This is a genomic window from Hydrogenobaculum acidophilum, from assembly GCF_054656715.1.
This window is the reverse complement of the sequence record NZ_BAAHXP010000011.1, coordinates 46,089-56,625: the sequence shown is the minus strand read 5'-3', so window position 1 is coordinate 56,625 and position 10,537 is coordinate 46,089. Positions and strand designations below refer to the sequence as shown.

Below are 10,537 nucleotides of genomic sequence, written 5' to 3'. Positions count from 1 at the left end.
GTCTATTGGTAAGGCTTTCATGAATGTATTATATCACAATATTATATTAGGTTAATAAATGTACGAATTGCTGTACATCGTGATAAGTATGCTACACGCTAACACTTACACTTAAAAAATTATATCGAATTTTCATACTGTTCTCCAATATTAGAAACTTTATTACTGTAAGCTATTTCTACAGGGGTCCTATATCCTAAAGCAAAGTGATGTCTTACAAAGTTATATTTGTCTAGGTATTTCTTTAATAGAGTGTTAAGGTAATCAATAAACCGTGGCATACTTGTGAGTCGTGGCAGAGTTGTCACCTCATTTCTAACTTAATACCCTCTATATAATCACGTTGTAAAGCAATCGTATACATACCTCCTTTGCATGGATATGTAGAAGTTTTAACAAAGGTAAGTATCTATAGTGTATATGAACTTATACACCTCCTAAATTTATTTAGTCATCTAACTTAAAAACTCTAAAATGGCCTATTTATCACTATCGGCTTTATTAAATTTTCACTAATCTAATTTTTTTACTTATAAAGTTTGTCAAAATCTTATTATCTTTTAATTTTTCTTTGGCATTTATTAAACAATCCAGAGAATCGTTTGAACCTATCAAAAAAAGCGAATTTGCGATTTCTATTAGCTCATAAGTATCTCTTTCATCAAAAAGCATTTCGCATAGTTTTTGAGCAGCCTTTGATACTCTTCTTCTACCTAAGATATTTATTATCATCATTCTGTTTTCTATAATAGGGTTATCTAATCCTAGTATTAGCTTATCATCAAAATCAAGGTTGGTAAAGTCCTTAAGAGAATGTCCGCAATGTGGACATATTTCATAATCTTTATCCAGCTCAGACCAACAATAAGGACAAAACCATTTAATCAAATCACTCATAGGCTTAATATAAAAATACCGCAGTAGTTTGACCTCAAATCTGGCAGCGCTTCTAGTGTTTCTGAAAAGGCACCGTATCTATCCTGAGTCATCAGTATAAATTCTTTGGCTTTTAAAAGATATCTTAATTCTTTGTCTAGGGCTTTTAAAAGCCAATAACCAGCGTAAAGAGTAGATATATTTGTGTATCGTAAATTTGGAGTCGGTACTATACCAAAATATTTATCACAGTAAGACTCAATTTCTCTTTCTAAATTACCCGTTATGGCGTATATTAAAGAGAGCGTTTTGATATCTGATTTATCTAACAAATTTATAAACTCTTTTATCCCCTCTTCTAAATATCTTATATTGTAATACATTGAGATCCTTTTAAATCTTAATATCCTTAAAAGCTCTAAGTTAATATCTTCCAAAGATTTTACATTGAAAGAAATGGTAAATTCCAAATCAATATCATTTCTATATTTTTTCGGCTCTTCTTTTAAAAGCTCAAGACATCTAATAGAAAAATAATGTTGTTCAAGAGTATCGGCACCTAAAAACGAGTTTACAATGTACTCAATAGTTTTATTAGATATACTTTTACCAAACATCAAAAGCGTCCTTATGGCGTAATAAGTATCATACATGTTTGATTCTTCCAAGTATGGATGTTTATAGAACGAATACCCGCCATCACTGCATAGTTTAGACTCAACATACTCTAAGGATTTTTCAATCGCTTTTTCCATCTCCATATATTACCTCGCAATCAGATATTACCAGAAGTAGTTTTTGGGCTTTTAACATATCCACAAGTTTGTATATCTTTTCATCCTCATCTATTACATCCATCCTCATACCCATATTGTAAGATTCTACTTCTATATAGACATTTGATACATTTCCAGAAGCCCCGTAAGAGTATATGCTTTTAAAAGCAGTTGCTCCTGATATGTTTATTTTTTCTAAAAGCTCAAATATCACTTTGCAAAAACTTTTACCATCTATCCTATCTTTTTCTTTATAGTAAATGCTTAGTTTTTTCATCTTACAATATCCACTTCTTCCAACGTCATAACCCCAGTATTTAGCTTTTCTAAAACATCTTTTAATATAGGTAGTATTTTTTCTATATTTTCCTTTGATTCTATTATTTCTATGGACACGGGCTCATTTTTGGATAGTATACCATGCTCGTGCATCTTGCCAGATTTTCCATACCCTTGTATTGCTTTAAATACGCTCAGTCCAGATATGTGGTTTTCTCTACAAACATCCGCAATATATTCAAACAATGGTTTACCTTCGTACTTAGTCCCAAACTCCACTATTATCTTTAAAAGATATCCTTTCATAGTTTGCCTCCTAAAAATCTACCAAGCCATACACCTAAAAATCCCAACAAGTTTGTACCAAGTATGTAGTAAGCTGCCTTCAAATATTCTCCTTGGTCTAAAAGCCCAAAACCTTCCAAAGTAAAAGTGGAAAAAGTAGTATACCCACCAAGAATGCCAGTGATAATAAAAAGTCTTAAGTTTACCGGTGCTTCTAAAACTTCTGTAAGATATATGCTCAAGAACCCTATGGCAAAAGCTCCAGATATGTTTATGATAAAAGTACCAAGAGGGAAGTTTGGCACATACTTTTGTACGAGTGTTGCTATGATATACCTTAAAAGCGCCCCTAAACCACCACCTACAAGCACAAATAAATAGCTCATAAAACCTCCTAAACTATATATTGCTTGTAGGCGTTATTAGCCCTTTTTTAGAGCGGTTAAAGGAGAACGCCATCTCCTGTATCCTGTATATAGTAATTATAACATTTATAAAATTATTTTTATATGATTTGAAGCATTGATTATATAAAAAAATTTTTATATATTAGTTTTAGACTTTTAAAGGAGGTTTAAAAGATGGAAAAGAAGAGGTTGAAAGATGTGAGCGAAGTAATTAAAACCCAAGAAGGGGTTAAAATAGAAGTAAAAGAAAATGTAAACGCAAAAGACGTGGAAGAGATAGTCAACAATTGCAAAACAGGAAAGTGCGATTGTATGACAGAACAGATGAAGGCAAAGGTGAGTTTTATGGATTTTAGGATAGAAAAAGGTAAACCTGTTATAGAAATAAAAGGGGATATCACGGAAGAGGACATCAAGCAAGCTATGGAAAGAAGCCAAAAAGTGCTGTGATGTATGTTAAAATTTACATATGCTAAGCGAGAAAGAGCTTCAAAGTATATTTTATGCGCTTTCAGATGAGATTAGGCTTAAAATTGTGAGACTTGTAATAGAGCATGGGGAAGTATGCGTGTGTAGTTTTATGAAATATTTTAACATGTCACAACCGCGCATATCTTTTCATCTTAGGATTTTAAGAGATGCTAATATACTAAAAGCCAGAAAGCAAGGACATTGGGTACATTACTCTTTGAATGAAGAAAACGAAGTATTGGGGCTTTTAAAAGAAATTATAAAAAATAGCGTAATCATAGATGAAAAGGAGGGGCTTTACTGTGAGACATAAGATAGCTTTTGTTTGTACGGGTAATTCTTGTAGGTCTCAGATGGCAGAAGGCTATGGTAAGTTTTTTGCTAAACTTTATAATAGAGATGCGGAAATCTATTCCGCTGGTACAAATCCAGCCAAAGAGATACACCCTATGGCTATAGAGGTGATGATGGAAGATAAAATAGATATATCAAACCAATACCCAAAATCCTTAAACGATATACCTTTGAACGAGCTTACTCTTTATGTGACACTTTGTGGTGAGGCAAACGAAGCCTGCCCAAATATACCAGGGGTAAAACACATACATTTTGGTGTGGAAGACCCAAGCCATTCAGATGATATATGGGTTTTTAGAAGAGTAAGAGACCGTATAAAAGAATTTGTGGACGAGCTATTTTATGCTTATGAGATATAGATTTTTAAAATATTTTTTTGTCCTTGTGGCTTTCAAAAGCGCTTTTTCCCTTACTTTAAGTGAGGCTATAAAATTGGCTAAATCTCAAAACCCTTCTATTTTAAAAGCCAAAAACAACATAAAAATTTCAAAAGAAAAGCATTATCAAAGCATAGCCTCAAAGTTTGGAGAGATAGACTTAACCGCCAACACTTCAAAATTCAACACTCCAAGGCTTCTTATTCCATTTGTGCCAAAACTTCCTCTTAGCCCTTCTTCTATACCCCCCTCCGCTTACAATATCACCACCGCTTCCATCTCTTACACGCTTCCGATATTCACTGGTTTTAAGCTTTTAAAAAATATAAAAATAACCAATTTATCCAAAGAAATATCAAAAGATTCATATCATCTTACCAAAAGACAAATAATATTCAACGTATATTCTATATATCTTACAGGCCTTACCCTAAAAAAGGAGCTAAAAGCTCAAGAACAAAGGTTAAAAGCTCTTAAAAAGTTATACGATGATGTAAGCTTAGGAGTAAAGATTGGTAAGTTTGCCCCGGTGGATTTGATGAAAGTCCAATATGAGTTAGAACTAACTAAGGCAAGTATTAAAAATATAAGAGAGCGAATAAAATCCACGAAGGGTGCCTTAAATACACTTACAGGCCTTAGCAATACAAACTGGCATTTTGAAAAAGTGAGTATAAAAGATAAAAACTTTCCACCTTTGGATAGGTTATACGAGATTGCCATTAAAAATAGATATGAGTTAAAACTTATAAAAACGCAGGAACAAATAGCAAAAGAAAAGCTATTTATAGCGAAATCCTCTTATCTTCCAAATATATATTTTAACTATACCTATCAAAAGATTATAGGAGGAGGTGCAGAAGAACCCCAATGGAGTTATAGCCTGTACGCCAATATGCCTATTTTTGATTTTGGTAAAAGATACTTTGATATCATATCTTCAAACGAAGAGTATTTAAATACAAAACAAGATTATAGACAAACGATTTTAGACATTAAAAAACAAGTATTGGATGCTTATACCAAGTTAAAATCCGCTAAGGCAAACTTGCTTGCCTCTGAAAAAGCCGAGTCTTATGCGGAAGAGGTAATGAGAATAGAAGAACTAAAATATAAAACCGGAGCTGGGGATATGTACGATACACTCTTAGCCATATCAAACTTTTTCAACTCCTTAGCAAATGTATATCAAAATAAATATCAGGTGATGCTCATGGAGAAATACTTGGAATACACGCTAGGAGAAAAGCTATGAAATCTAAAACTATTGGTATTTTAATTGGGATAGGTATAATTGTAATTGCAATCTATGCTTTTATAAAAAGGAAAGAGTATGTGGATGAAGAAAAATCTGCAAAAGCATACCCACTGGTATTAAAACAAGCTTACGCAAAAGAAGGTAGCATAAGAGAAGGACAGATTTTTTTAGGCAAATTTGAACCAAAAAATGAAGCTACGATAGCATCGAGATTAAGCGCATACATTCTATATATAGCAAAAGAGGGCACAAAGGTAAAAAAAGGAGATATACTTGTGAAGCTAGATGACAAAGACATAATATCAAATATAAACGCTACAGAAAACAACGAAAAAGCTTTGGCTTTTCAGAAAAAATCCTTAGAAGAGAATTTAAAATCTTTAAAAGTATCCTATGAAAACCAAGCAAAAATCTTTAACAGAGACAAAATACTCTACGAAAACAAAGCCATCTCTGAAGAAGCCTACGAAAAATCCCAAGATGCCTACGAAAGAGCTAAATCCGCTTATAAAGGTGCCATAGAGCAAATAAACGCTATCCAAAATCAAATGCAAGCCTTAAACTCCCAAGCAAGTGCTTTGGAAGATTCTTTAAACTATACCACCATAAGAGCGCCTTTTGACGGGGTAGTATCTAAAAGATATTTAAAGGTGGGAAACTTAGCAACCCCCGGTAAACCACTTCTTGATTTAGAAGGAGTAGGCGATGATTACGAGGTTTATGTGGATGTGCCTCAAAATATATTGAGCCATATAAAAGTAGGAGACGAAGAGAAAATAATGCTAAACGGCAAATCTCAAAAAGCTATTGTAGAGACTATCATACCAAAAGCTCAAAACAATATGATAAGTATTAAGCTTTTGACAAAAGGAAACAATATAGAAGCCTCCCCAGATATGTATATAAAAACCAAAATATACACAGGAGCTTGCAAGGGCACGCTTATACCCGTAAATGCCGTAAACCATACTTACAACGGATACTATGCTATGGAAGTCTTAAACGGAGTAGTACACTGGGTAAAGTTTAATCCAATGGCGAGAAACGAAGAGTACTTTTGCACAAAAGACATGGCACCAAATACAATCCTTGGACTTGCCAATAGGTCTGAAATGCTTTCTATACAAGATGGGCGCAAGGTGAAACTGGTAAAATGATGGAATTTTACATAAAAAGACCGCATCTGGTATTCTCTGTTTTAGTAATAGCGCTATTTTTAGGGATAGTTGGCTATTTTTCGCTTCCAAGGGACCTTTTCCCACCATCGGATAGACCTCAAATAGCGGTGGTAACGGTAGAACCCGGTGCTTCTTCAAAGTATGTGGCAGACCATGTAAGCTCTGTGATAGAAAGAGAACTTTACACAATAGATGGGGTAAGAAGAGTTTACTCGGTGTCTCAGGATGGACTTTCGGTGGTAACAGCTGAGTTTCATTATGGTAAAAGCATAGGACAAGCAGAAACCGATGTAGCAAACTCTATCACTAAGATAAGAAATTTATTACCGTCAGACATACAAGAACCAGCAATATACGAGATAACATCATACACCCCTCCTGTGGTAGTGCTTGGTGTATGGCCAAAAAAGGGCTCAAATTTATCTTTGGCGGATGTAAGATATATAGCGGATAACTATCTAAAACCAGCGCTTTTGAGAACTGGTGTGGTGTCCAACGTGGATGTGTTTGGAGGTTATCAAAAAGAGATAGAAGTCCAGATAGACCCCACAAAGCTTGCCATGTACAACCTCACGCCATCTGATATCATAAACGCGGTTAAATTTGCCAACAAAGACGTGCCAATGGGTATAATATTAAACTCAAAATCCCAATACGTGTTTAAATTAAAAACTGAGGCTAAAACCTTAGAGCAAATAGCTCACATATATATAACCCCAAACATAATGCTAAAAGATATAGCCACTGTAAAATACGCAATCCAAGACCCAAGGTCTTTATATAGAGCTAACGGACATCAAGCCATAGCCCTTGCAATAGAACGCCCATACGGGGGAGCTGCGCTTACCACCATAGATGCTGTCAATAGGCTTTTACCAAAATTAAGAAATGAGTTTCCACAGCTTAATATACAAGTAGCGGATACCCAGCAAAGACTTATAGAACTTTCCAACGAAAATATGTTTGAGGCTTTAAGGGATGCTATTATCTTTACTTCTCTTGTAATATTCATATTCTTAGCAGACTTAAGGATGACCCTGATATCCGCTATGTCTATACCCTTTGTTTACGCTGCCACCATAGGAGTGATGTGGATATTGGGCATTGAGTTTAACCTTATCACGCTAACAGCTATCATATTAGCTCTTGGTATGCTTGTGGACGATGCAATCGTCATACTTGAAAACATAGAAAGACACTATGTAGAGCTAAAAGAAAGCCCTTTGCAAGCAGCTATAAATGGTACAAAAGAGGTTATGCTTGTGGTGTTTGCTGGAACTCTTTCTACTTCAATAGTACTATTACCACTTTTATTTGTGGGAAGCTATCCAGAGCGCATATTTAGACCGCTGGCTGGCACCCTTATAATAGCCGTGCTTGTATCTTACATAGTCTCAATTACTTTTATACCCATTGTAAGTATGAGATTTTTAAAGCATGAAACTAAAAAGACAAAATTTGAAGAGACTATAAACAACATTGTGGAAAAGGTATTAAACCCTCTCAAAAGTTTCTATACATCTTGGAATATGCTCATGATAAACAACAAAATAGCCATGAGAGTTTTTATGGTTTTAGCGATTTTACTATTTGTAGTATCTTTAAGAGATATAATGCCCCTTGAAGGAAGGGACCTTATGCCCCCTATGGATACTGGTATTGCCATAGGTAAGATTACATTTTATCCAAACACATCCATATACAAAGTAAACGATGAGGTAAGGAAGATAGAAAAATACATTTATAGCTTAAAATCCAACGGTAAACCCGTAACAGAGACTATATCCACCGCTATAGGCACAGAACCTGGTGTTTTTACCGTGGGAGGAGGCACCCCTTATCAAGCAAGCATTACAATTCACTTTGTAAATAGATTTAAACGCAAGAAAACCCTTTGGGATTTAGAGCACGAGATAAGAGAGTATATTCATACGCTACCAGACATTCAATATGCAAATGTTTACGATTATGGAGCCACCGCTGTTTCTTCTATAAGTGCAAATTTTGATACCACGCTGTTTAGTCCATCTTTGGAAGATTTAAACAAAGCTGGAAACGAGGTATTAAAAGCTGTAAAACATACAAAAGGTCTCAAATCTTATTCACGCTCTTGGACGATGGATGCCTTAGAATACGATTTTAAAATAGACAAACAAAAATGCGCTTTTTATCATACCACGCCTTTTTCAGTGGCCTCCCAAGTAGCTCAGGGATTAAGTGGCGTGGTGTCCTCCGTGTTTACAGTCCCCAATCAAACTGGATATCTTATAAGGGTAATATCTTATAAAACCGATAGAAACAAGATAGATAAGTTTAAATCTTATCCTATTAAAACACCAATGGGTTTTATACCCTTAGAGGCTTTTGGAACATTTACAATAAGCCATCAACCTACTCTTATCACAAGGCAAGCGATGGAATACACGCTTGATATATATGGATATAGAGCCAAATATCCCATCACTCATATCATGGATAGTTTTTATAGGGAAATGAAAAAACTACACATAAAGCTTCCACCAGATGTAAAGATGGAGCAAACTGGGGATATATCCATGATGACAGAAGCCATGGGGCGCATGGCAAAGGCTATAGGAATAGGTATAGTACTGCTTTATCTTGTGCTTGTGCCTACTTTTGGTTCTTGGCGTTCACCTTTGGCTATCATACTAGCTATACCCCTTGGAGCCATAGGTGGTGCTTGGGCACTTTTAATAATGAATAAGCACGGGTCTTTGCCTGCTATTATGGGTTTTGTACTTTTAGGAAGCATTATTGTTAAAAACTCAATACTTTTGATAGATTTTATCCAAGAGCGGGAAAAAGAAGGCATGAGCTTAAAAGAAGCTATAAAAGAAAGCATAAGGCTTCGCACAAGACCAGTACTTATGACTGCTTTTGGTACGGCGGTGGGTATGATTCCCATAGCTCTTGAATGGGCTATAGGTCTTGAAAGGCTCGCTCCTTTGGCGGCTGTTGCCATTGGCGGTCTTATAGCGGGTACATTTTTAAGCCTTGTGTATGTGCCTACGTTTTACTATCTTTTAGCCAACAAAGAGGGTAAAAATGAGACCTAAGATACCGCTTATTCTAAATATGCTTTTTTGTGTATTGGCATTTTTTGAAGCTTTTACTAAAAATGTAAGAGAAAGGGTTTTTGATTACATGCATATAGTAGACTACTACGCTGGATATGTGTTTTTGGGGCTTTACTTTATACCTATTTTGATTATCTTTATCAATCTAAAAGCTAAAAAATTTCCATTGGGGATTTTGCTTGGGATAGCTGGGCTTATAATGAGCTTATTTATATCTATTGTAAAAGCAGATAATCTTGGGGATTTTATTGTGAAATATCACCCATACATCTATGTATTGCCTATGCTTATTATATCTGTTAGTTTAAAAGCTTTTAATAAAAAATTTGCTATCTTGGGTGTGATTATAACATCTATATACACGGGGCTTTTGATAAAATATCTTGGATATCCGCATCATATAAACATAGGTTTTAACTTTTATACAAAACTATCTATCTTATATATTTTTATAATCCTAACAGAGATTATTTATATGAAAACTTATATAAAAGCCATTAAACTCAATGCAAGATAAAATATATTTTCTTATAAAGTACACGATAGCCATATTTGCCATACTAAATCCTTTTGCAGCAATGCCAGTACTTATAAGTCTCACAAACAAGTACTCTAAAAGCGATAGGTTTTACGTAGTAAGAGCATCTTCAATGTATGCTGGATTTATACTCATATTTTTCTTATTTTTCGGAGACATCCTTTTTGAAATATTTGGCATAAGTCTTGGAGCTTTTCAGATAGGAGGAGGCATTATACTGATTTTTATATCTATACACATGATATTTGGTCAGCCCCATAAGGAGCGTATATCCCAAGAAGAGATAGAGCAAGCCCAAGACAAAGACAACATAGCTCTTGTACCTTTAGCAACTCCTCTTTTGGCAGGACCTGGTGCTATAAGCACAGTAATCACGATGGTATCATCCAACAACAGCATATCCGCACATGTATTTTTCTTAATAGCTATAACACTTGCTTGCTTTGGTGTATTTTTAGTGCTCATCTGGTCAGAGCAGATAATGAAAATCATCGGAAAAACCGGCGTAAACATAGTATCAAGGCTTATGGGCATCCTTTTAATGGCTTTGTCTATGCAGTTTATAATAAACGGACTAAAAGCTTCATTTCCCATTTTAGTTAGTAAATTATAACATTAACTTATCATATAGTTTTTG

Annotated in this window: 13 protein-coding genes and 1 riboswitch; of the genes, 8 read left to right on the top strand and 5 right to left on the bottom strand. The window is 34.8% G+C overall.

Features of this window, described 5'->3' with window-relative positions:
• Positions 1 to 501: 501 nt before the first annotated feature.
• Genes ACYQZV_RS06695 through crcB form a run of 5 tightly spaced genes read right to left on the bottom strand, consistent with a single transcriptional unit; the run spans position 502 to position 2,602 of the window.
• On the bottom strand, positions 502 to 897 hold the full coding sequence (locus ACYQZV_RS06695; RefSeq protein WP_459894211.1) for a HEAT repeat domain-containing protein: 396 nt from the start codon (positions 895 to 897) through the stop codon (positions 502 to 504).
• A complete protein-coding gene (locus ACYQZV_RS06690; RefSeq protein WP_459894210.1) occupies positions 894 to 1,631 on the bottom strand; it encodes a prenyltransferase/squalene oxidase repeat-containing protein in 738 nt (245 codons plus the stop codon). Before ACYQZV_RS06690 ends, ACYQZV_RS06695 begins: the two co-directional genes overlap by 4 nt.
• The gene (locus ACYQZV_RS06685) at positions 1,615 to 1,929 is read right to left on the bottom strand and encodes a DUF190 domain-containing protein (RefSeq protein ID WP_459894209.1); all 315 of its coding nucleotides are present in this window, start codon (positions 1,927 to 1,929) and stop codon (positions 1,615 to 1,617) included. The genes ACYQZV_RS06690 and ACYQZV_RS06685 overlap by 17 nt, the downstream gene beginning before the upstream one ends.
• Positions 1,926 to 2,237 (bottom strand): DUF190 domain-containing protein, encoded by a 312-nt coding sequence (locus ACYQZV_RS06680; protein WP_459894207.1) that lies wholly within the window; start codon positions 2,235 to 2,237, stop codon positions 1,926 to 1,928. The genes ACYQZV_RS06685 and ACYQZV_RS06680 overlap by 4 nt, the downstream gene beginning before the upstream one ends.
• Positions 2,234 to 2,602 (bottom strand): fluoride efflux transporter CrcB, encoded by a 369-nt coding sequence (crcB, locus tag ACYQZV_RS06675; protein ID WP_459894206.1) that lies wholly within the window; start codon positions 2,600 to 2,602, stop codon positions 2,234 to 2,236. The genes ACYQZV_RS06680 and crcB overlap by 4 nt, the downstream gene beginning before the upstream one ends.
• A gap of 20 nt (positions 2,603 to 2,622) precedes the next feature.
• Positions 2,623 to 2,688, bottom strand: a riboswitch (Fluoride riboswitch).
• A 109-nt stretch (positions 2,689 to 2,797) separates the two neighbouring features.
• Between crcB and ACYQZV_RS06670 the strand changes: the two genes are divergently transcribed.
• Genes ACYQZV_RS06670 through ACYQZV_RS06635 form a run of 8 tightly spaced genes read left to right on the top strand, consistent with a single transcriptional unit; the run spans position 2,798 to position 10,513 of the window.
• Positions 2,798 to 3,073 carry a hypothetical protein gene (locus tag ACYQZV_RS06670; RefSeq protein WP_459894204.1) on the top strand — a complete coding sequence of 92 codons (276 nt, stop codon included), beginning with the start codon at positions 2,798 to 2,800 and terminating at the stop codon, positions 3,071 to 3,073.
• A 19-nt stretch (positions 3,074 to 3,092) separates the two neighbouring features.
• Positions 3,093 to 3,407: an ArsR/SmtB family transcription factor gene (locus ACYQZV_RS06665; RefSeq protein WP_459894203.1), complete on the top strand. Its 315-nt coding sequence runs from the start codon at positions 3,093 to 3,095 to the stop codon at positions 3,405 to 3,407.
• The gene (locus ACYQZV_RS06660; RefSeq protein ID WP_459894202.1) at positions 3,397 to 3,810 is read left to right on the top strand and encodes an arsenate reductase ArsC; all 414 of its coding nucleotides are present in this window, start codon (positions 3,397 to 3,399) and stop codon (positions 3,808 to 3,810) included. The genes ACYQZV_RS06665 and ACYQZV_RS06660 overlap by 11 nt, the downstream gene beginning before the upstream one ends.
• On the top strand, positions 3,800 to 5,083 hold the full coding sequence (locus ACYQZV_RS06655) for a TolC family protein (RefSeq protein ID WP_459894200.1): 1,284 nt from the start codon (positions 3,800 to 3,802) through the stop codon (positions 5,081 to 5,083). The genes ACYQZV_RS06660 and ACYQZV_RS06655 overlap by 11 nt, the downstream gene beginning before the upstream one ends.
• Positions 5,080 to 6,243, top strand: coding sequence for an efflux RND transporter periplasmic adaptor subunit (locus ACYQZV_RS06650; RefSeq protein WP_459894199.1), 1,164 nt, complete (start codon positions 5,080 to 5,082; stop codon positions 6,241 to 6,243). The genes ACYQZV_RS06655 and ACYQZV_RS06650 overlap by 4 nt, the downstream gene beginning before the upstream one ends.
• Positions 6,243 to 9,341, top strand: a complete 3,099-nt coding sequence (locus ACYQZV_RS06645; RefSeq protein ID WP_459894197.1) for an efflux RND transporter permease subunit — start codon at positions 6,243 to 6,245, stop codon at positions 9,339 to 9,341. The genes ACYQZV_RS06650 and ACYQZV_RS06645 overlap by 1 nt, the downstream gene beginning before the upstream one ends.
• Entirely contained in the window at positions 9,331 to 9,879 is a 549-nt protein-coding gene (locus ACYQZV_RS06640; RefSeq protein ID WP_459894195.1) for a hypothetical protein, read from the top strand. Before ACYQZV_RS06645 ends, ACYQZV_RS06640 begins: the two co-directional genes overlap by 11 nt.
• Positions 9,869 to 10,513, top strand: a complete 645-nt coding sequence (locus ACYQZV_RS06635; RefSeq protein WP_459894193.1) for a MarC family protein — start codon at positions 9,869 to 9,871, stop codon at positions 10,511 to 10,513. Before ACYQZV_RS06640 ends, ACYQZV_RS06635 begins: the two co-directional genes overlap by 11 nt.
• The last annotated feature ends 24 nt before the right edge of the window (positions 10,514 to 10,537 follow it).

Excerpts from the sequence above, each read along its gene's own strand:
- ACYQZV_RS06635 (WP_459894193.1), top strand. The coding sequence starts at position 9,869 with ATGCAAGATAAAATATATTTTCTTATAAAGTACACGATAGCCATATTT.
- ACYQZV_RS06695 (WP_459894211.1), bottom strand. The coding sequence starts at position 897 with ATGAGTGATTTGATTAAATGGTTTTGTCCTTATTGTTGGTCTGAGCTG.
- ACYQZV_RS06670 (WP_459894204.1), top strand. The coding sequence starts at position 2,798 with ATGGAAAAGAAGAGGTTGAAAGATGTGAGCGAAGTAATTAAAACCCAA.
- ACYQZV_RS06690 (WP_459894210.1), bottom strand. The coding sequence starts at position 1,631 with ATGGAAAAAGCGATTGAAAAATCCTTAGAGTATGTTGAGTCTAAACTA.
- ACYQZV_RS06655 (WP_459894200.1), top strand. The coding sequence starts at position 3,800 with ATGAGATATAGATTTTTAAAATATTTTTTTGTCCTTGTGGCTTTCAAA.
- ACYQZV_RS06680 (WP_459894207.1), bottom strand. The coding sequence starts at position 2,237 with ATGAAAGGATATCTTTTAAAGATAATAGTGGAGTTTGGGACTAAGTAC.
- ACYQZV_RS06665 (WP_459894203.1), top strand. The coding sequence starts at position 3,093 with ATGCTAAGCGAGAAAGAGCTTCAAAGTATATTTTATGCGCTTTCAGAT.
- ACYQZV_RS06645 (WP_459894197.1), top strand. The coding sequence starts at position 6,243 with ATGGAATTTTACATAAAAAGACCGCATCTGGTATTCTCTGTTTTAGTA.
- ACYQZV_RS06685 (WP_459894209.1), bottom strand. The coding sequence starts at position 1,929 with ATGAAAAAACTAAGCATTTACTATAAAGAAAAAGATAGGATAGATGGT.
- crcB (WP_459894206.1), bottom strand. The coding sequence starts at position 2,602 with ATGAGCTATTTATTTGTGCTTGTAGGTGGTGGTTTAGGGGCGCTTTTA.
- ACYQZV_RS06650 (WP_459894199.1), top strand. The coding sequence starts at position 5,080 with ATGAAATCTAAAACTATTGGTATTTTAATTGGGATAGGTATAATTGTA.
- ACYQZV_RS06640 (WP_459894195.1), top strand. The coding sequence starts at position 9,331 with ATGAGACCTAAGATACCGCTTATTCTAAATATGCTTTTTTGTGTATTG.